Source organism: Bacillus sp. FSL M8-0071, assembly GCF_037975455.1.
GTDB lineage: Bacteria > Bacillota > Bacilli > Bacillales > Bacillaceae > Bacillus > Bacillus subtilis.
Window position 1 is genome coordinate 529,907 of the sequence record NZ_CP150256.1, and the last position, 17,069, is coordinate 546,975.

The following is a 17,069-nucleotide window of genomic DNA, read 5'->3' on the forward strand; positions in this document are numbered from 1 at the left end:
GTTTGTATTTCTGCGGTAACTAAGATTACTCACTGTTTAGACTAAAGGAGGTGAAACAAATGAAAAAGCTATTATCTCTTCAGCATAAAGCGCTTGATAAAGAGGTTACTCTATTAAAAGGCAAATCATCAGTAAGCTTAGGCTGCGATAAGATCAGTACAGTTAGTTTGTATTTCTGCGGTAACTAAGATTACTCACTGTTTAGACTAAAGGAGGTGAAACAAATGAAAAAGCTATTATCTCTTCAGCACAAAGCACTTGATAAAGAGGTTACTCTATTAAAAGGTAGATCATCAGTAAGCTTAGGCTGCGATAAGATCAGTACAGTAAGTTTGTATTTCTGCGGTAACTAAAGATTACTCACTGTTTAGACTAAAGGAGGTAAAACAAATGAAAAAGTTATTATCACTTCAGCATAAAGCGCTTGATAAAGAGGTTACTCTATTAAAAGGCAAATCATCAGTAAGCTTAGGCTGCGATAAGATCAGTACAGTTAGTTTGTATTTCTGTGGTAACTAATGATTATGGACAACCCTACTTAAAGAAAAGAGAGGGGATCATCCTCTCTTTTCTTTGTATTACCCAAAAAGTAAATACAATAAACTATTTAAAAAATATAAAAGGAGTTGGATGAAATGTCAAGAGGAAAGCAAATCAGTAATATCCTGAAATTGCAGAGCTTAGAAAGTGGTCCAGTATATACTGCAGGAGCGACAGGAACTGTTGAAGGTCAATCACTTATTTCACCTGCTAGTATAGCTTTTTGTTTAACTCCTCTTCCTGTCAGTACCATGAGTGCAGCTTTTTGCAATAACTAATCTCTTGAGAGGGTTGTAAATATGGACTTACGATACTTCAAATACTTTATCTCGACAAACAATTCTTTTTATACAAAGCCCGATACCCCTAACAGGGAATCGGCTTTGTATATTTCTAATATACCTAATAATTATAAAACCATAAGAGAAAATCATTGGATTCATGTTATAAACAAAGAGCATAAACTTCCAATGCAAGGTTGGAAGATACATATAAGTACTACAATAGATTCTGCAGAAAAAACATTAGAAATTGTATCAAATGTCCTATTCGATTACAAAATCTCTTTTAAATACGTTAAAAGCTTATGGGAATTAAGTATTAAAAATTCAAAATACAGCAATAGGTCTGCTGCGGGTAAGTTTATTACAATTTTCCCGCCAAATGAACAAGTATTTTTAAATTTGTTAGAAATATTAAGCAGTCTGCTAGATACTCTTCCTAGAGGCCCTTATATTTTAACTGATAAAAGATGGTACGAAAGTAATGTATATTTTAGATATGGTGCATTTTTAAGTATGTATTATTATGAAAATAATAAAAAGGTATTTGCTATTCAAAGTCCTTCTGGTGACTTAGTTGAAGACTCAAGAAGTCCTCATTATTCTATACCCAAATTTATCACTGAACCTGCTCCAATAAGAGAGATGGATAATAAATTAGAAAACGAAATAGCTGAACCTACTCCATTAGATGATATAGAGGTTATCCATGCAATTCATTATAGTAATGGAGGGGGAGTCTACTTAGCCCTAGATAAACTAGACAAAAAAGTTATCCTTAAGGAAGGAAGGCCAAACATTGGATTAGATAGTCTGGGAATTGATGCCTTTACAAGAATAAAAAATGAAGCGATGATTTTAAAAAAACTTGAAGGAACGCGTTACCCTGTAAAAATATATGATTTTTTTAAGGCGTGGGAACATAATTTTATTTTAGAGGAATATATTGAAGGCACATCACTGAGAACTTGGCTTGCAACAAAATATCCTTTTTATACGAATGAAACAAATAAAGAATACTTAAAAACAGTATTAAAAATTTTGAATCAATTAATAGATGCTCTAACTGAAATACATAATCAAGGAATAGGGATAGGAGACTTACAGCCCTCAAATATTATTATCACATCAGACGAAAATATACGATTGATCGACTTTGAGACTGCAAGTTTTATTGATGATAGTGTACCATCGGGTTTAAAAACATTTGGTTTTACTGGCGGGCCTAATATGACGAGAAAACAAGCGGATTGGTTTGCGTTACTAAGAATATCGAGATATTTATTTTTACCTATCGGACCAGTTCAAGATATTTCTTCAAAAATTTTAGAGGCACATGATAAATATATTGAAAATTATTTTGGCATCGAAGCTATAAAAATAATTAATAAAATACAAAAAATTTGTTCTCAAGTTCAGGCAAATCCAGCTAAAGATTTATTGAATGTTGAACATAACCATATTAAAGAAATGTCACTAAATGAAGTAAAGATGTTACTTCAAAATAATATAATAAATAATTTGTTTGTTGATGAAAGGGTAATCCCAGGAGATATTAGACAGTATGAATTAGAAAATGGATTATTTAATATCTTAACTGGCGGTTTTGGAGCTGTATTAGCCTTTAATAGAACAAATATACAAAATAAAAAACTAAACGAATGGGTAGGTAATCAATCTTTAAACGATTTATTGAAGATGGAAAATGGACTATTAACTGGCAAGGCTGGAATAGCCACTAGTTTATGGGAATCAGGTTATTATGACAAAGCAAAACATCTTTTTGATAGCATTAATCATTTTAAAAATAACAGTGATATAACGTTATCATCCGGACTATCTGGAATCGGTTTAGCTTTTTTAGGCCTTTCATATGAAAAAGACTCTATCAAATATCTTAACAAATCTATAGAAATTGCAAACCGGCTAGAGGAATTATTAGAAAAAGACGTTTCAATCGTTCCTTATGATATGGATATAATACCTCGTGGTCTTATTAATGGTTGGTCAGGTGTTTCACTTTTTTATTCTTCTTTATATAAAAGAACTAAAAATCATAAATGGCTTATTTTATCGAAAAAAGCTATTGAAAAAGATTTGATCACTGGTAAATTCGATGATTACGGCGTTTATCAATTAGAAGATATCACTAGAGTAGTCCCTTATTTAGATGGTGGAAGCGCTGGAGTGGGATTGGCATTAATTGAATTAAGTTTACTTTTAAAGGAGGATTTATGGGAGAAAGAATTGGAAGGTATTTACAAAATAGCGAAATCGAAGTGTTTTTATAATTGTGGATTATTTAGAGGTACTGCCGGGATAATGGCTGTTAGTAATGCAATTGATAAATATTATAACCGGGGTATAAATGCTGATAATTTGAAAACTTTAGATCTACACCTCTTTAAAGGAAAGGTCGAAATATATACTCCTGGAGACTTTGGGTATCGTTTATCAAATGATATATTTTCCGGTTCATTAGGATTGTTGCTCGTAATACAAGGTATTATAAACAATACTAATTATATGTGGCTCCCTGTGATGAACATCAAAAAAGTATTTGAGTCTAACTCTTAATTATTTATCTCCCTCAATTAAGAGTGTAGGTAGAAACTTTTCTAATATTTTTTTGAATATGGATATCCGAAGTAAAAAAGGAGATTATTATGAGACCTAAAAACCCCTTATTCTTTTTATTATGTAAAATAAAACTTCCATTATTATTAATTTTGTTTGCTATTTCTATTTCATCTATAGGCAGCATTAGTGGTTTGTTTATACCTCTATTTACAGGTAAGGTTGTTGATAAATTTTCTGAGAACACCTTTGATTGGAGATTTATAGTAATTTTTTTATGCATGTTTTTAATTAACGCGATCTTGAGTGGTATTGGGTTATATTTGCTCAGTAAAATTGGTGAAAAAATGATTATGGCAATTCGTTTTATGCTCTGGGAACATATAATCAAATTAAAAACCTCTTTCTTTGATAATAATGAGAGTGGTTCAATAATGAGTCGTATCACAGACGACACCAATGTTATCAACACTTTTGTATCTCAAAAATTACCCAATATAATACCTTCTATAATCACTATTTTAGGCTCTGTTATCATTTTATTAAGAATGGATTGGCAAATGACTCTTATAACTCTTATTATAGTGCCTATATTTTTAGCAATAATTATCCCTTTAGGCGGAATGGTAAGGAAAATCTCAAAAAAAGCACAATCCGAAGTCGCAAGCTTTAGTGGTTTATTAGGGCGTGTCTTAACAGAAATACGTCTTGTAAAGATATCTAATACAGAAAATCAAGAATTGAAAAATGCTTATAACAACCTTTTTGAAATATATAAATTAGGGTTAAAAGAGTCTAAGATCATTTCAATTATACAACCTTTAACTAGCCTCATCCTTTTACTGACTATAGGAATTATTCTGGGATTTGGCGGTATAAGAGTCTCAACGGGTGTAATATCTGCTGGCACCCTAGTAGCTATGATTTTCTATGTCATACAATTATCAGGCCCTTTGACTAATTTTTCAACGTTACTTACAGACTATCAGCGTGCGATAGGAGCTAGCCAAAGATTAAGTGAAATTCTACTTGAGCACAAAGAAGAGCTAGAGTCCAATAAGAATGCTTTAGATATTGATTTCAGCAATCAAAATTTGAAATTTTCAGAAGTAAGTTTCAAATATGATGATAAACCGATTTTGAATGAAATAACTTTTGATATCCCAAGTAGAAAGGTTACTGCTTTTGTAGGACCGTCTGGTTCTGGTAAAAGTACTATTTTCAATTTAATTGCACGTTTGTATGAATTACCCCCAAGTAATGGGAGCATATCACTCGAAGGAATACCGATTAACGAATTTAACTTATCAGATTGGCGGAATAAAATTGGATATGTAATGCAAACCAACGCAATGATAAATGGCACCGTAAAAGATAATATTACTTATGGAATCAAAAGAGAAATTAGTGAAGATGAAATTATTAAGTATTCTAAATTGTCTAATTGCCATGAATTTGTTATGTTGTTAGATAAAGGTTATAGCACAATAATTGGCGAAAAAGGAGTGAAGTTGTCAGGAGGTCAGCGTCAACGAATTGATATTGCAAGAAACTTTATTAAAGATCCTGATATTCTATTATTGGATGAGGCAACAGCAAGTTTGGACAGTGAGAGTGAGAGAAAAATACAGAATTCACTAGAAGAATTAATGAAAAATAGAACTACAGTAATAATAGCTCACAGATTAGCAACAATTAAAAAAGCAGATCAAATCATTTTCTTAGACCAAGGAGTGATTACTGGTAAAGGAACTCATGACCAATTAATGCTTACCCATGAAAAGTACAGGCGATTTGTGTCAGCCCAAAAATTGGCTAACTAACTAAATTACGAGCTCGCCCCTTTAATCTATTTATTAGTAAATTTAATATCATCATCTAAATCATTTATGTTAAATGAATTAAGATACCTTACAAATTTAGTGTAATCTTAACAATGTAAGATGAGGAATACTTTTTGCATTAGTTAAACTGAAAAGCAGCTAATTATTCGGCATAGTCTGTGGATGTTATGTTTTGATAAGTAGTAATAAATATTACTTTAGCTGTAATTTGACTGCATATACTTTGATTGAGAACATAAAATGGTTATAGAAAAAGACGGATAACCCGGTTTTAAAGTAATTATAAAAAGGAGTTATAACGATGGTAAAAAGATTTTTTCTGGTTTTACTCACACTAATTATGTCTATAGTTGTTATGCTAGTGGCTGCTAAAAATTCTCCTGGAGATAATGTCATTTCATTTGAACAGCCTCGAATATTAATGATATCAATTGGGATAGTGGTATTTTTATTCATTCCCCCGTTAGTCATGTCCTTTTTTGGTAACTGGGTTGTAAGAATCGTATCTGGTGTATACCAATGTTTTATCGTTCTAACCTTTCTGGGGCTCATTCCAATAGGATTTCTTATTCCCGATGGCTTTTTGACCATTGTTGTTTCTATTGCAGGAACTTTAATCAGCATAGTTAGCGTTGTAGTAACCTTTATTGATAGGAATAAAGAAGTTAAATCTTAGCTGAAATAATAAAATAAGGTTAGAAGGCTTTATCCTTAATTTCAAGGAAAGGAGCTTTCTTTTTTTATAGGTTTATATGTTGCGAATGACTAACGCCCTTGATGACTTATGGTTGCTTTTAGTGTAGATACTCGGAAAGAGAGTTACAGGGCGTATCTTAACAGTTCCTAAATCTACAGCTCCCAAATTGTTCATTTACAATAAAATAAATCCTCTCAACGGGCTGCAATTTCTTGTCCATAATTTCTCGGTGTCCTTGAGATTCCAAAAATAGACGCAGAGCTTCGGACTGTAGAAGGAACGGATGCGGATGATTTGGAAAAAGGAGTCGGCCACTACAAAGGCAGTTATTATCCAGATGAAAACGGACAAATTGTTCTATCGGGTCATCGGGATACTTACCGTATTCCGCCGGACAGGGGAACTAAAAAAAGGTGATCAATTAAAGGTTCTGTTGCCATATGGGAGCTTTTCATATGAAATAGACAAAACAAAAATTGTAGACAAAAAGATACGTCTATTATTACCCTGCAGCATAACAAAGAGGAGCTCATTCTGACAACTTGTTACCCGTTTTCATATATCGGTAATGCACCAAAGCGGTATATTATTTATGGAAAACAGATTTGAGAAATTCAGAATATCAAAGATTAGGCTGACGAATTTTCGTCAGCCTTTTTCGTCAGGTTCTTTCTGCATTCTGGTCCATAATTAAATCAAAATAATCTTAGTGAACATAAAAGTATTTTATGTTTTTGTATAAGTTTACTTTACTTTTATATAAGGTCGATTTATAATTTGGTTCAAGAGGTGATGGTCATGAAGAAAGATTTTGGTGATTCGATCTCAAATAAGGTTTATGAATATCGTGTACTTGCCAGATTGTCTCAGCAAGAATTAGCAAAGAAAGTCGGGGTTTCCAAACAAACCATCTTTGTAATGGAGAAAGGAAATTATGTTCCGACTCTGCTGTTAGCTTTTCGAATTGCCGAATTTTTTAATGTGGATGTAAACGAGATTTTTACTTATGAGAAAGGAAATGATCAAAAATGAAAATGAATTCGATCACAGATACGATCACTAACGCAATTTTTTCTCCTTTAAAGTCCTGGGCTGAACATTCTCCGGGAAATTGGAATATTCTTATTGGCAGTGGGTTTGTATTGCTTGTAGTCGGATTGATTCTGACATTCGTATTTACTAAAAAAATGGGTAAGACTGACGAAAGAACAAACCAAATCGCTTTAAAAGGTAGCCTCTGTACGTTATGTGCACTAATTTTTTGCGACTTGCTTTTCCCAAAAGAATATATGTGGCAAGTTTTCTTCTTATTTAAGTATTCTATTGCATTCTTCGCTTCAGCAATCTATCTAGCCGTTCGATATAAAAAAGATTTTTTGTAAATTCAATTACCGAGAAAGATAGTGTCTCTGCTCACCAATTATTAACCACAATTCATATAAACCGTTAGAAATGAAGTAAAATGAAGTTAGAAAATGTAATGAAAATAAGCTTTCATAACCAGTGATATGAATTTACCATGTTGAGGGCCCAGTGGGGTGAATAACCCGTAAAGGTTCAAGTTCTCTCGGCCGCACCCCCAATAATACCAAGGGTTTAACCATCTTTGGCGTTATTTTTTTGCGGAAAATACGGCTGTACCACATTGTGGAGTCCACTAAAAAAGTGCTGACCTCTGCACAACATCGTTGCGCGAGTCTGCACTTTTATTCTGCGATTATGGGGAGTTTATTTTAATCCGTTGTTAGCCGCGCCGATACTTGGCTTTTAGAAGCTTTTTTTAAGTGGCTAAAACCAACAAATTTTTTGCCTTCTTCATCCCATAGGCGGAACTTTAACGACTTAAGGCTTGTTGCCAGTGTAATAGTCGGAACGTTTTGCAATGGTTCAGTGTTGTTATGCACTTTTTCAAGCTTATAGTTTGGGACTCTCGGGCTTAAATGATGAACATGATGAAAACCGATATTGCCTGTTAGCCACTGCATGACTTTTGGAAGCTTATAAAAAGAGCTTCCTTCAACTGCTGCTTTTACATATTCCCAATGCTCATCTTCTTCAAAATAAGAATCCTCAAACGTATGCTGAATATAAAACATCCAAATTCCGAGAGAGCCCGATATCATAAAAATCGGCACCTGAACCAGCAGGAAGTTTTGCCAGCCGACAGCCAAACATAAAAGTGCTGCCAAAGCGACGATCCCCAGGTTCGTTACATACGTATTCATCCGTTCTTTGCGTTTTGCCCCTTTTCGATTAAAACGATTGGCAATCCCGAAAACGTAAATCGGCCCGATAATAAACATAACAAACGGATTTCTGTACAATCGGTACATTATTTTGGTCTTAGTTGAGGCTTCCTTATATTCCTCAACCGTCAGTACCCAAATATCGCCTGTTCCGCGTTTGTCCAGATTGCTGCTTGTCGCATGATGGACAGAATGGTCGTGTGCCCAATGATCAAAAGGATGCAGAGTCAGAATTCCTGTTAATGTTCCAAGGATTCGATTCGCCTTTCTGTTCTTAAAAAAGGAATAGTGGCAGCAATCATGAAAGATGATGAAGGTTCTCACTAAAAAACCTGCCGCAACAACAGAAATCGCTAATGTAAGGAAATAAGAAATCGACAAGCTCTTATATGCCAAACACCATAATAGGAAAAATGGTACCAATGTGTTAATGATTTGACAAATGCTTTTGTGTAAATCGGACTTTTCATAAGGTGTAACCAGTTTTCTCAAAGTCCTTAGGTTTTGTTCTTTCATATTAAAAAGTTTCCCCTTCCCTGGTGATCTTCTAAGTGTAGAAAACGTTTTATAGCCTTAGAAGGCCCAACGTGATACACCCCATATATGATAAGTATCCTTCCCATTCATCTGTGAAATTATTGGAAATGATAAACTGATTTCCAGTTTATTATTAGCAGAGTCAGCCGGGATACAAAAGGCGTATGAAGATTATACCCAGCACATTATCGGGTCAAACTCTCTCAATGCTCCCCCATGGGGATCGATTTATTTGACCGTGAACATTGATTGTTTGAGGAAAAAAGAATGGGTATATCCATGAGTGACTGTTTGGAAACATCTGCAGAAACAAAGTTTTACAAGTGAACAGCCCTGCTTTTAAAAGATTATCTTGCTCTTGAACAAGAAACAGCTGAGCTAAGTACTATTAAGCAAAGAAAAAGGTTTGAAGACACTCGTGATTCATTTTTCATGGTGTTTTCAAACCAAAGTTTTTAATAGGCCTCTTATTCTGCACTGGTATACACATGTTTAACAAATAATGCCATGAATAAATCGGAAATATAATTTGCAGTTATTTCCGATTCCTGATATAATAAAGAAGAATTATTTTTGTTCGGTGTAAAGGATAGTATGAAGATTGACTTTTCGTCTTGATGATACTTTGGGCAAGGATAGTATATACTGTGTGGTTACACACTAGGAGGCAACAAAAATGGAACAAGGTACAGTTAAATGGTTTAATGCAGAAAAAGGTTTTGGTTTTATCGAACGCGAAAATGGAGACGATGTATTCGTACACTTTTCTGCAATCCAAAGTGACGGATTCAAATCTTTAGACGAAGGTCAAAAAGTATCGTTCGACGTTGAGCAAGGTGCTCGTGGAGCTCAAGCTGCTAACGTTCAAAAAGCTTAATCTTCAATCGTTTATACAAACAGGCTCTTTATATAGGGCCTGTTTTTTTATGTCTATATCATACTCAATAAAAAAACCCTACTCAACGTTCGAGTAGGGAGATGCTACAAGGTAATAGAAAAAGATTTAAAACTTCAAAGGTTTGTTTACAGTATAACATACTGGATTGACAATATGCGGAATGTATATAAAATATTTAATTTTTTGTTCAAATATAGATAACTGACTCTTTTTTTCACTAACCTGTTCGTTCATTTAAGTAAGATTAGATGAATTATAAAAATGGTTTCATCTAAATGTTATCAACTCGCATATCTCTTTTATGAGAAGAAGATAAACAATTATTATTCAATGTGGCAGTGGATATAAGAAATTCTTAAAAATAATGAGGAGATCGATTGTTTTTTTCTTCTGGAAATAATCACTTAGAGATACCTAAAACAATGAAAGCCCTACCTCTCTTCCATCCTTACGGCTCCTTGTCCGTGCCAGTGTGAATCAGGATACTAATAACAAGTGACTATTTTATTGAGTTTTTTGGTAAAACTTCAATCTTCGCAGAAGAAATGTAAATAATAAAAATGGATTAGAATGTAGGAATAACAAAAGAGGTCGTTAATGTTCTAAACATAAGTTAGAGAAGATTTGCTTTTCATCATAATATTCCGAAATATTTTTTGGGATCAATACACTATCTAACCGAAACTTTTTATTTGCTTTTCAGTGATTCCTTTAATTACTTCCAGTTCACTAATCAAAAATTCATATGCATTATCCAACATTTTTTTTTCGCTTGCATTAAGTGCTTTTTCTTTCTTCATACGCATTAAATCACGTACAACTTCAGCGCCTTCTTGTATTTCACCTGTTTTTATTTTGTCCGTGTTTATTTTGTACCTTTGCTTCCATGGCAGTAACCTATCTGATTCTCCATGCTGAAAAATGTGCATAATGTGTTTTAATGCAAGTATATCGGTAACTGGTCGTATATTCGAACTCAATATTTTACTCATTGGAATCATAACTGTCATATTACTGATTGACATTCTTATGACATAATACTGTTGTTTTTCCTCTAAGAATTCTTTTTCTTCTATGGCTTCAATTATACCTGCTCCGTGCATTGGATAAACAATGTTATCGCCAATTTGAAACATATCATCCACCTCCATATATGGTATCCTTCTTAAGATTACCATATATGGAGGTGTAATATCAAAATTTTAATAATAACATGATCGAATTTTTGATGTCAATAACTTTTTTGAAAAAACAGATCAAGCAAAAACAATAGGGAACGTGTCGGATTTCCAATCAGGAAAAGGTCAATTGATCCGTGTGAGCAGTTTTTCATTGGCTCAATGACATCACAGAAATGATTTGAGTAGAAATAAGAAGGAACGATATTTGTGAAATGTCAGCTAAAAATATTAAAAATACATGATTAAGTTCTAATTTCTTTATCGATTTGATATGGATAACGGCCCACTTACTTAATGATGCATTTTCACTTATCTTGCGAACAGAAAAAGGTTTGTTGATAAACATTTAGCCACCAAATTGGCATTATTATCAGGGAAATTGACAACCTTCAAATGGGTATTGAGGTGAGAAGAAAAATAAAGAAAGGAGAGATTATAAATGAAGACCAGAACATAAAGAAGTGAAGGGGAAAGAACAAGGTTAATTGAAAAGCAAACTATATAAAATAGTTTGCTTTTTTTTGTTATGACTTCACTTCTTTTTCTTTCTCTTTAATGACTAATAAAACACCGCTCAGAATTAAAAACGAACCTATCCAAAATGTCCCGCCTATTTGTTCTCCAAGCAGAATCCATCCGAGTAAGGTTCCAACCAGAGGCTGAAAAAAGAAAAAGAGGCCTCCACTTGAGGCATTTAATAATTGTAAGCCGTGGTTCCACAATAAAAATGCACAAGCTGTTGAAACAATTCCCAAATACAAAAGGCCACCTAGAATTTTAGGGTCAAGCAGTAGTGGCGTAAAAATCGTGCTAGGTTTTACAAAAGGAGTTAGTGCCACAATGGCCACAAAAGTTGAATACGTGGTAACAAGTATAGGCGAATAGCTGTTTGGCACGCGTTTGATAAGCACTGACATCAGTGCCCATGTAAGGGCTGCAACAAGCAGAGAAATACCGCCAAGCTGATTAGAGGTATCAATATGTCCGTTTCCAACAATAAATAATACGCCTGTGGTCGCTAAAATTATTGAAGTTCCTTTTTTTATATTCAATGGTTCTTTAAGTAATAGACGAGCAAAAATAACCATGAACGCTGGTGTGGAGGACGTAATAATTGCTCCCATTTGTGCTGAAGACAACATCGTTCCATATTCTTGTGTAACAATTGAAATGGTGTTGCCAACAATTCCAATGGCAACAATTAATAAAAGGTCGCGCTTATGAATTTTCCAAGATTGTTTCCTTATCAAACCAACAATAAGAAGCGCAAGGATGGCGATGACGTACCTGATCCAAACCAATTCAAAAGGCGGAATTACTGCGACAACAACCTTAACCACAACATACATGCCACCCCAGATACTAGCGGCTAAAGCTAAATATATAGAACCTAACAGGGTATTTTTCATTTTTTTGTTCCCTCCGTATTTAAAATTAGGTCAATAAATGCCCTAACGGAGAGAAGTAGTCACTTTACTCCATTAAGGGCGGAGAAGTGCTACTGGAACATCATTTTCAAATAGTGGAGCTAAAAACATGTTATGATCACCTCGATTTTCAAGAATGACTATCATTATACAATGTTGGTTTTAAAGCCGTAAACATCTTAAGAGGACTCCGTTTATTAATAGAATAAACTTTATGAATTCATTTTTTTGTATGATAATGGCGTCATATTCATCGCTTGTTGAAATTTACTTATGAAATAACTGGTACTGTTAAATCCAACTTGATAAGACACTTCTGTCACATTGGATTCAGGGTGTTGCAGTAATAATAAGCTTTTTTGAATTCTATAATCCATTACATAACGTAATGGCGTCTTATTCAGCATTCGTTTAAAATAACGGCAGCATTCAGAACGGCTCAGTTGGCCAGCTTTTGCAATGTCCTCTAATGTGATTTTTTCAGCATAATGGAGATGGATCCAGTTTAACATTTGTTTCATTCGATGACTTTTTATCATTTCAGATTGATCGTACTCTAATTGAAAACCATTAACGACCAGGTTTTTCCACATTAACGTTAATTGCATCGTAATGTCAATCTCATAGAGCGATGTCTTTTGTTGAATCAATTGATTTATTTTTTTAACAGCATCTAGAATATTTTTTGCCCACTGTTGATTTCCAGCCAAAAATAAATAGGGCAAATTGGTTGAAAACATATAGGGCTGAACATAGCTTGAATACAGTTCCTGAGACAAAACGAAATGGGGTGACACATTCAAGCAAATATACGTACAATCCGAGCCTTCCTTTTCTTCGGCCATGTGCAGGCAGCCGCTATTGATAAATAATCCATCCCCTTCGTGAACCTCTATTTTTTCTTCATTTATTTGAAAGAGAGCTATCCCTTTTAGTATCAAAACAAATTGGATTTCATCATGCCAATGAAGCGGAATATAGCCATTTATATTTTGATTGATCCTTGTCTCGTAACAGGCAATTGGTAATTCTACCGTTCGATGCTCTGTTAATTCTTTTAAATTTTGATCGATCACAAAATTCTTCACTCAGACATTCTCACCTCAATATACTTATATTTTTTCATTCAATTTGAGTATTTTTTATCATGTTTTGCATTTATTATAACACTATTATTATATTTATTAGTGAGGAGTCATGTATGATTACTTCCAATAGAAGAATGGGATTGTTCTATGTTATCACAGGGGCGACATGTTGGGGGATTGGAGGCACAGTAGCCAAAAAACTTTTTCAAGAATATCAAATTGATGTCAATTGGCTTGTAACGACACGCTTGCTTACTGCTGGAATGTTACTTTTAATGCTGCAACTGTTCAGAAAGGATCGGTCTCAGGTTATTGAGGTTTGGAGAAACAAAGCGTCGGCTGGCCAGCTTCTTATTTTTGGCCTATTGGGAATGCTAGCTGTGCAGTACACATATATGGCATCCATTCAACATGGGAATGCTGCCGTTGCTACATTATTGCAATATTTATCCCCAGTAATCGTCATTATCTACACGCTTTTGCGAAAACAAACGGTTCTTACCAAACAAGATATCATTACTGTTGTACTTGCTTTAGTGGGTTGCTTTTTTTTGTTAACAAATGGTTCAATGTCTCAACTTTCAGTGCCGGCAGCTGCAGTAGTATGGGGAGTTTTATCAGGATTCGCGGCAGCTTTTTATACTTTGTATGCCGTTGGTTTATTAAATAAATTTGATTCTCTTGTCGTTGTAGGTTGGGCTATGATTATTGGCGGTTTTGCATTGGGTTTTATCCATCCGCCATGGCAACTGGATTTTCAACGATTAACTGCTGAGGCGTATGCATATATTTTATTTGTGATATTATTTGGAACAATGATTGCGTTCTGGTTCTTCATAAAAAGCTTGGAAAGCCTCTCTCCAAAAGAAACAAGCCTACTAGGCAGTCTAGAGCCTCTATCAGCTGTTGTAACAACTGTCGTTTGGTTAAAAGCGCCATTTGGTTCTTTTCAATGGATTGGTGCTATTTGTATTATAGGGATAACTTTAATATTGGCTTTACATAAAGAGCCTTCTATGGAGAGTGAAAAATCGATATTAAAGATTAGGAATCACGCAAATCGGGATATATAGGGGCTTTTTTTGCTTACATGACCGGTCCGACAATGAAAAACACTGGTGGAGTTTGAGCCCTCTCGGCAATATCAAAAATACCAAGGGTTTTGACGCCCTTGGTATTTTTTCTTCAAGAACCTTCAATTTTTCTTTTTTGTAATTGGTATCCAAATTTCACTTTTAAAAGATGGTGATGTTACATCCTTATGCTCGTTCCACAATATTTCTGGACCTTCTATTTGTTCGTAATTTGACGATGGAAACCATTCGGAATAAATGCGTCCCCATACTTCTTGCAGTGTATCCGGAAATGGCCCGATTGATTCGAATACAGCCCATGTTGAGGCAGGAACTTCAAGCCGTGAGAAATTATCTGGACACTGTTTCGTTGTGGCTGCGCCAATATAGTGATCGAGCTCTCCTTTTTCCTCTGTCCGACCTTCAGAAAAATTGGTGGATGCACTAATGAGGCCTGATGGTGCTACATTAGAAAGCTCTTTTAGTTTATTTATTGCTTTTTCATCTAAACTTTCCCACATAGATGCAATCTCCGGATTAATCCCTTTAAAAATAATAGGAACTCTTTTTTTAATGCCAACGATGCGAAATGCCTCTTTTTCTTCAATACGGTAGTTCATTTCATTTCCTCCTTTAATTGTTAGCTGGAAGGTCATTCGTGGATAAGCTTTAAGGGAATGGCCATTAAGTCTGGCTTTTGATGGGTTTATGCCATGTAAATTTTGGAATGCCCGTGCAAAAGAATCAGGTGAGTTATAACCGTACTTTATTGCAATATCAATCACTTTTACATTGCTGTCTTTCAGTTCAAAAGCTGCAAGAGTAAGACGTCTGCGACGAATATATTCCGATAATGAAATACCTGCAAGGAAGGAAAACATCCTTTTAAAATGATATTCAGAGCAGAAAGCAAGCTTTGCTGCCTCTTGAAAATCAATATCATTAGTGAGGTTTTCTTCAATATACTTTAACGCCCTATTCATACTTTTAAGCAAATCCATTTATTTGGCCTCCTTTAACCAAAGAATAACAGGAGTGAAATGTATTTATCCGACATTCTGTGCACAGTTTTGCAGGATGACTTATATGAAATAAAGTAAGTGATTCACTTGTATTTGTACAGGTTTTATTGAAGCATGCTGTTCATAAAAAGGCATCAATAAAAGAAAGTTATAATTGTCTTATAAACGGCACATTCATATAATTGAGTGAAAAAGGATGCGTATCATGCCTATCAATTCTTTTGAAAATTATCCGATGAGCTGGAAGCCATCGATTGATAAAGCTGAAAAGCCTATTTATAAAGCACTTGCAGGGCAATTGGAACAGGATATTTTAAACGGAGTTTTATTACCTGGAACAAAACTTCCTCCGCAGCGAGAATTGGCTGATTATTTAGATTTAAATGTGAGTACGATTTCCAAAGCATTTAAAGTGTGTGAGTTAAAGGGGCTGCTGAGTGCGACTGTAGGGAGCGGCACATTTGTATCGTATGATGCGTTGTCGAATGCGTATTTACTTGAGGATACAAAGCCGACACATTTAATTGAAATGGGAGCAATACTTCCAGATCACGCTTCATATGAGCCCTTGTTACACCAACTGAAAAACATGATTCAGGAGGAGGATTATGAAAAATGGTTTAGCTACGGCCGGGCAGGCGAAAGCCTTTGGCAAAAAGATGCAGCTGTAAAGCTCATCCAAAGAGGCGGATTTGAAACATCCGTTGATCACATTTTATTTGCAAATGGAGGGCAAAATGCGATTGCAGCGACATTGGCGAGTCTTTGTAAGCCTGGAGACCGCATCGGAGTTGACCATCATACGTACCCTGGTTTAAAAACTGTTGCATCATTGCTTAGTGTGCAAATCGTACCGATAAAATCAGAGAACGATGAAATGAGTCCGGAGTCACTTGAATATGCGTGTAAAAATGAAAATATTAAAGGTTTGTATTTAATCCCGGATTATCATAATCCGACGACTTCCTTTATGTCTGTTGAGAATCGAAGAATGGTTGCAGACATTGCAAAGAAATATAATCTGTTTGTTATTGAGGATGCATCGTACCATCTTCTTAGCAAAAAGCCGCTTCCGGCACTCGCCTCATTCGCACCGCAACAGGTTATTCATATTGCAAGTTTATCAAAATCGTTAGCGCCAGGCCTGCGTTTGGCTTATGTAGCAGTGCCGAGACAATATAAGGAGCCAATATCGAAGGCGCTTTATAATTTAAATATAACCGTTTCCCCGCTATTAGCTGAACTTACTGCTCGCACGATTGTATCAAATCAATTTGAAGTCTTAATTGAGAGTCATCGTGAACAAACCATTCGCAGAAATCAACTCGTAAACCGATATGTTGCGGGATATACATGTTTAGGTGTTGAAACAGGCATTTTTCGTTGGTTGTTGTTACCGGGTAAAATGTCTGGTGCCGAATTTGAAGAATTGGCTGCTCGACATGGCGTGCAAGTGTATGCGGCTGAACGCTTTGTAGTGGGAAATAGTTGTCCTGAAAGGGCTGTAAGGGTTTCTGTCTGTGCACCAAAAACACTTGAAGAGCTTGAACAAGGATTAATGATCCTGAGACGTTTGCTAGACGATCTTACCTAATATTGTTTGCCATACAATTATGACATTGTATGGCTTTTTTGTGCGTGTTATGATGATCCACATC

Annotated in this window: 17 protein-coding genes and 1 pseudogene; 13 read left to right on the forward strand and 5 right to left on the reverse strand. The window is 34.9% G+C overall.

Annotation, left to right across the window (positions count from 1 at the left end; genetic code table 11):
* Positions 1-59 precede the first annotated feature (59 nt).
* The 10 genes and pseudogenes from MKX71_RS02745 to MKX71_RS02790 all read left to right on the forward strand — a co-directional run bounded on the left by MKX71_RS02745 (position 60) and on the right by MKX71_RS02790 (position 7,321).
* Positions 60-188 carry a class III lanthipeptide gene (locus MKX71_RS02745; RefSeq protein ID WP_187290712.1) on the forward strand — a complete coding sequence of 43 codons (129 nt, stop codon included), beginning with the start codon at positions 60-62 and terminating at the stop codon, positions 186-188.
* Positions 189-224: 36 nt separating this feature from the next.
* Positions 225-353, forward strand: a complete 129-nt coding sequence (locus MKX71_RS02750) for a class III lanthipeptide (protein WP_187290710.1) — start codon at positions 225-227, stop codon at positions 351-353.
* A 37-nt stretch (positions 354-390) separates the two neighbouring features.
* Positions 391-519 carry a class III lanthipeptide gene (locus MKX71_RS02755; protein ID WP_187290712.1) on the forward strand — a complete coding sequence of 43 codons (129 nt, stop codon included), beginning with the start codon at positions 391-393 and terminating at the stop codon, positions 517-519.
* Between the two features lie 116 nt (positions 520-635).
* Entirely contained in the window at positions 636-818 is a 183-nt protein-coding gene (locus MKX71_RS02760; protein WP_029317383.1) for a hypothetical protein, read from the forward strand.
* 21 nt (positions 819-839) lie between these two features.
* The gene (gene lanKC, locus MKX71_RS02765; protein WP_029317382.1) at positions 840-3,398 is read left to right on the forward strand and encodes a class III lanthionine synthetase LanKC; all 2,559 of its coding nucleotides are present in this window, start codon (positions 840-842) and stop codon (positions 3,396-3,398) included.
* 89 nt (positions 3,399-3,487) lie between these two features.
* Positions 3,488-5,221 (forward strand): ABC transporter ATP-binding protein, encoded by a 1,734-nt coding sequence (locus MKX71_RS02770; RefSeq protein ID WP_029317381.1) that lies wholly within the window; start codon positions 3,488-3,490, stop codon positions 5,219-5,221.
* A 322-nt stretch (positions 5,222-5,543) separates the two neighbouring features.
* On the forward strand, positions 5,544-5,918 hold the full coding sequence (locus MKX71_RS02775) for a hypothetical protein (protein WP_029317380.1): 375 nt from the start codon (positions 5,544-5,546) through the stop codon (positions 5,916-5,918).
* Positions 5,919-6,167: 249 nt separating this feature from the next.
* Positions 6,168-6,548 (forward strand): annotated as a pseudogene (gene srtA, locus MKX71_RS02780) (sortase SrtA); the annotation flags it as partial.
* Between the two features lie 189 nt (positions 6,549-6,737).
* The gene (locus MKX71_RS02785; protein WP_003240464.1) at positions 6,738-6,971 is read left to right on the forward strand and encodes a helix-turn-helix transcriptional regulator; all 234 of its coding nucleotides are present in this window, start codon (positions 6,738-6,740) and stop codon (positions 6,969-6,971) included.
* Entirely contained in the window at positions 6,968-7,321 is a 354-nt protein-coding gene (locus tag MKX71_RS02790; RefSeq protein WP_029317379.1) for a hypothetical protein, read from the forward strand. Before MKX71_RS02785 ends, MKX71_RS02790 begins: the two co-directional genes overlap by 4 nt.
* 351 nt (positions 7,322-7,672) lie before the next feature.
* Here the strand turns inward: MKX71_RS02790 and MKX71_RS02795 are convergent, their stop codons facing one another.
* Complete coding sequence (locus MKX71_RS02795; protein WP_041336973.1) at positions 7,673-8,701, reverse strand: fatty acid desaturase; 1,029 nt, start codon at positions 8,699-8,701, stop codon at positions 7,673-7,675.
* Between the two features lie 697 nt (positions 8,702-9,398).
* Between MKX71_RS02795 and cspC the strand changes: the two genes are divergently transcribed.
* Positions 9,399-9,599: a cold shock protein CspC gene (cspC, locus tag MKX71_RS02800; RefSeq protein ID WP_003234247.1), complete on the forward strand. Its 201-nt coding sequence runs from the start codon at positions 9,399-9,401 to the stop codon at positions 9,597-9,599.
* Between the two features lie 695 nt (positions 9,600-10,294).
* Here the strand turns inward: cspC and MKX71_RS02805 are convergent.
* The 3 genes from MKX71_RS02805 to MKX71_RS02815 form a co-directional block, all read right to left on the reverse strand.
* Positions 10,295-10,756: a CarD family transcriptional regulator gene (locus tag MKX71_RS02805; RefSeq protein ID WP_339231707.1), complete on the reverse strand. Its 462-nt coding sequence runs from the start codon at positions 10,754-10,756 to the stop codon at positions 10,295-10,297.
* A 569-nt stretch (positions 10,757-11,325) separates the two neighbouring features.
* Complete coding sequence (locus tag MKX71_RS02810) at positions 11,326-12,210, reverse strand: DMT family transporter (protein ID WP_029317376.1); 885 nt, start codon at positions 12,208-12,210, stop codon at positions 11,326-11,328.
* Positions 12,211-12,440: 230 nt separating this feature from the next.
* Positions 12,441-13,316, reverse strand: a complete 876-nt coding sequence (locus MKX71_RS02815; RefSeq protein WP_339231709.1) for a helix-turn-helix domain-containing protein — start codon at positions 13,314-13,316, stop codon at positions 12,441-12,443.
* A 113-nt stretch (positions 13,317-13,429) separates the two neighbouring features.
* Here MKX71_RS02815 and MKX71_RS02820 point away from each other — a divergent pair, with 113 nt between their 5' ends.
* Positions 13,430-14,389, forward strand: coding sequence for a DMT family transporter (locus tag MKX71_RS02820; protein WP_339231710.1), 960 nt, complete (start codon positions 13,430-13,432; stop codon positions 14,387-14,389).
* Between the two features lie 122 nt (positions 14,390-14,511).
* Here MKX71_RS02820 and MKX71_RS02825 read toward each other — a convergent pair whose 3' ends face one another.
* Positions 14,512-15,390: an AraC family transcriptional regulator gene (locus MKX71_RS02825; RefSeq protein ID WP_069322392.1), complete on the reverse strand. Its 879-nt coding sequence runs from the start codon at positions 15,388-15,390 to the stop codon at positions 14,512-14,514.
* 226 nt (positions 15,391-15,616) lie between these two features.
* On the opposite strand from MKX71_RS02825, the gene MKX71_RS02830 reads away from it, so the two are divergent.
* Positions 15,617-17,005, forward strand: coding sequence for a PLP-dependent aminotransferase family protein (locus tag MKX71_RS02830; RefSeq protein WP_069322393.1), 1,389 nt, complete (start codon positions 15,617-15,619; stop codon positions 17,003-17,005).
* The last annotated feature ends 64 nt before the right edge of the window (positions 17,006-17,069 follow it).

What these genes read in the sequence shown, in the direction of transcription:
- MKX71_RS02745 (WP_187290712.1), top strand. Translation starts at nt 60, where the DNA reads ATGAAAAAGCTATTATCTCTTCAGCATAAAGCGCTTGATAAAGAGGTT.
- MKX71_RS02750 (WP_187290710.1), top strand. Translation starts at nt 225, where the DNA reads ATGAAAAAGCTATTATCTCTTCAGCACAAAGCACTTGATAAAGAGGTT.
- MKX71_RS02755 (WP_187290712.1), top strand. Translation starts at nt 391, where the DNA reads ATGAAAAAGTTATTATCACTTCAGCATAAAGCGCTTGATAAAGAGGTT.
- MKX71_RS02760 (WP_029317383.1), top strand. Translation starts at nt 636, where the DNA reads ATGTCAAGAGGAAAGCAAATCAGTAATATCCTGAAATTGCAGAGCTTA.
- lanKC (WP_029317382.1), top strand. Translation starts at nt 840, where the DNA reads ATGGACTTACGATACTTCAAATACTTTATCTCGACAAACAATTCTTTT.
- MKX71_RS02770 (WP_029317381.1), top strand. Translation starts at nt 3,488, where the DNA reads ATGAGACCTAAAAACCCCTTATTCTTTTTATTATGTAAAATAAAACTT.
- MKX71_RS02775 (WP_029317380.1), top strand. Translation starts at nt 5,544, where the DNA reads ATGGTAAAAAGATTTTTTCTGGTTTTACTCACACTAATTATGTCTATA.
- MKX71_RS02785 (WP_003240464.1), top strand. Translation starts at nt 6,738, where the DNA reads ATGAAGAAAGATTTTGGTGATTCGATCTCAAATAAGGTTTATGAATAT.
- MKX71_RS02790 (WP_029317379.1), top strand. Translation starts at nt 6,968, where the DNA reads ATGAAAATGAATTCGATCACAGATACGATCACTAACGCAATTTTTTCT.
- MKX71_RS02795 (WP_041336973.1), bottom strand. Translation starts at nt 8,701, where the DNA reads ATGAAAGAACAAAACCTAAGGACTTTGAGAAAACTGGTTACACCTTAT.
- cspC (WP_003234247.1), top strand. Translation starts at nt 9,399, where the DNA reads ATGGAACAAGGTACAGTTAAATGGTTTAATGCAGAAAAAGGTTTTGGT.
- MKX71_RS02805 (WP_339231707.1), bottom strand. Translation starts at nt 10,756, where the DNA reads ATGTTTCAAATTGGCGATAACATTGTTTATCCAATGCACGGAGCAGGT.
- MKX71_RS02810 (WP_029317376.1), bottom strand. Translation starts at nt 12,210, where the DNA reads ATGAAAAATACCCTGTTAGGTTCTATATATTTAGCTTTAGCCGCTAGT.
- MKX71_RS02820 (WP_339231710.1), top strand. Translation starts at nt 13,430, where the DNA reads ATGATTACTTCCAATAGAAGAATGGGATTGTTCTATGTTATCACAGGG.
- MKX71_RS02825 (WP_069322392.1), bottom strand. Translation starts at nt 15,390, where the DNA reads ATGGATTTGCTTAAAAGTATGAATAGGGCGTTAAAGTATATTGAAGAA.
- MKX71_RS02830 (WP_069322393.1), top strand. Translation starts at nt 15,617, where the DNA reads ATGCCTATCAATTCTTTTGAAAATTATCCGATGAGCTGGAAGCCATCG.